General features: G+C 40.9%; 1 protein-coding gene. It reads right to left on the bottom strand.

All coding sequences use genetic code 11. The annotated features are described in order from the left end of the window. Nucleotides 1–144: 144 nt before the first annotated feature. Complete coding sequence (gene ltrA, locus F6K23_RS40090; RefSeq protein WP_367267966.1) at nucleotides 145–1,932, bottom strand: group II intron reverse transcriptase/maturase; 1,788 nt, start codon at nucleotides 1,930–1,932, stop codon at nucleotides 145–147. Nucleotides 1,933–2,540: the final 608 nt, after the last annotated feature.

Genomic DNA, 2,540 nt, shown 5'->3' with positions numbered 1-2,540 from the left:
GTTAAACTAAGCAAACCCATTTCCGGTTGCCCTTTATAGGGTCTGCTCGTCTTCAGAACCGGACGTGAGACTTTCACCTCCAAATCGGCTCCTCTCCTAAACGCCCCTTGTCATGGGTACATCCTTAAAATCCCACCGAGCGACTTAATGAGTCCTATGGTTCACTGCTTTTAATTCTTCGGCAGTTTTAACGTCGTGGCAATGTCGGTGCAACAGTTGTTTGTTTTTATAGGTGTTATCACCGCCTTCAGACCTTGGAATGATGTGGTCAACTTCGATTAAATCCGTTGGTCTAAAGTGTAATCCACAAGATGCGCATTTACCTTTTTGTTGCTTAAGTAGCGTTGTTACTTCCTTTCTTACGCCTGGATGTTTGCCAATTCTGCTACCCCAATAAGTCCAGTCACCGTCAAAGGGTGATTTATTACCTTTAACCTTGATGTGCCTTACGATAGGAACATCTGAGTGTTGGTTTAGTATATATTCGCCATTGTTAAGAATCCAATTTCTGGCTCCTAATTTGGGGAAATACTTATTTTTGACCCAGGTGTGTGACTTATTTGGATGCCTCCTACTTGCCCATCGACCTAGTCTCTTCCATAGGAGCATATCCAATTTACTGAATGTTTCTTTGCTGACTATGGCTGAAAAGTAGTTAGCCCATCCCCTAATTATCGGATTTAGTTTAGTGATTAGTGCTTCTGCTGGTGCAGTTTTATGCAAGTTACATACTTCTGCTAATTTCCGATAATGAGCTTTGATACTCTTGGAGGATGGTTTAATCAGCGTTTTAAATCCAAGTTTTGTTGACTTTGTTTTCCATTGCCTGATTGTGAACCCCAAGAAGTCAAATCCGGGTTTATTTCCTTCGTGTTCCTCTAGGGTGTGGGCAATCTTAGTTTTTTCTGGTTTTAGTTCTAATCCTATTTGGTTTAACCATTCTTGTATTACGGCTTTTGCTTGTAACACCACTTTGATATCCTTATGCAGAACTACAAAGTCGTCGGCGTAACGTATTAAAGATAGACTTTGGCGTTTTAAATTCTTGCTGTATTGATGGCCATCACTCTTTTTAAAATCGATGGTTTCAGCAAATTGCATAAGTCTTTCCTCTATACCGTGTAAGGCGATATTTGCTAGTAGAGGTGATATGACCCCTCCCTGTGGTGTACCTTCCACAGATTTTAGGAATTGATTATTGTCAAACACTCCAGACTTTAACCATTGTTTAATTAATCGTCTGTAAGGAGATTTTCCAATTTTTCCTAGTAGCTTATCATGGTTAATTCGGTCAAAACATTTGGATATGTCAGCATCTAGTACATATTTTGGTTTCTTCTTGATACTATCAAAGATGGCCTCTATAGCATCATGTGTTGACCTTCCTGGCCTAAAACCGTAACTGTTAGGTTCAAAGCGTGCTTCCCATTCTGGTTCCATACCTAACTTGACCAGGGCTTGTAACGCACGGTCGTACATCGTAGGGATGCCTAATGGACGTTTTTCATCTTTACCTGGTTTTGGTATATATACCCTGCGGGTGGGGCTTGCTTTGGGGTGGCGTGATGCGAGTAGGTTCACCAAGTTGAATCGCTGCATTGGGGATAGATTTTTAATACCATCTATTCCAGCAGTTTTCTTTCCCTGGTTATCCTGTGTCACGCGTCTAACAGCTAGCAACCTTGCGTAGTAACTTTTTAAAAGAAGTTTTTGGTATCTGTGCATCTTGCGGAATTCGCCACGGCTGGATGCAATGTATATCAATTTTTGTAATCGAAACACAGATTTCTCTACCTTCTTCCAATCAATATCCCTCCATTTAAGATTAGGATTTATTGAAATTTGTGAAGGTATGTCCTCTGTATCCCATGCTACGCTTAAAAATGGTTTAGGATTACCTAAGTTTCTTTTCAGTGTTTGAGCTTTATTCATTACTATTCATTGCCTTACATTACGTCTAACAGTGGATACGTCTGCAAATTAATGCTTATTATCCAATCCTACTCCCCCTAAGACCTACGACTAAAATGCGTAGATTGACCTTGAATGGCTTTCTAAGTTCTCGACCTATATTCTTAGATGTTTTAGGGAGGTTTCCTCGTTCCCTTATGCCTTTATTACGACTAATTTAGTAGGGAAAACTCCCCCGAAGGATTCAACATGGTTGTTGATATAAGCTGAATAATACCTATATCCATTGATCCTTTGACTTTCCGTCCTACACCCCATAGCTATCTTTGGGATGGTTCTGCGTGACGAGGGTTTAATTTCCTTCCTATTCGTCTACTTGTCAGTCTCTGCTAGCGGTATTGTCATTGGTAACTATTATCTTCCCGCATTTAAACCAGCTTCGGAGATTGATGTTCAGTCGCTACTCCGTGGTCTACGCTGTCAACCCAACAACGGGGCGGATGGAATTTCACCATCAAGGGCATAAGAGTTTTCACAGGTCGAAGTTTATTCACTTCATGTCGCGACCTGGAAGGCTAGTTATACCTGCTTTTCAACAGTCTTGACTAACCAACGAGTCGCACTATTCA

The organism is Okeania sp. SIO2C9, assembly GCF_010672455.1.
GTDB lineage: Bacteria > Cyanobacteriota > Cyanobacteriia > Cyanobacteriales > Microcoleaceae > Okeania.
This window is presented reverse-complemented; position numbering and strand designations above follow the sequence as displayed.

Coding starts and splice junctions, on each gene's coding strand:
- ltrA (WP_367267966.1), bottom strand. CDS start 1,932: ATGAATAAAGCTCAAACACTGAAAAGAAACTTAGGTAATCCTAAACCA.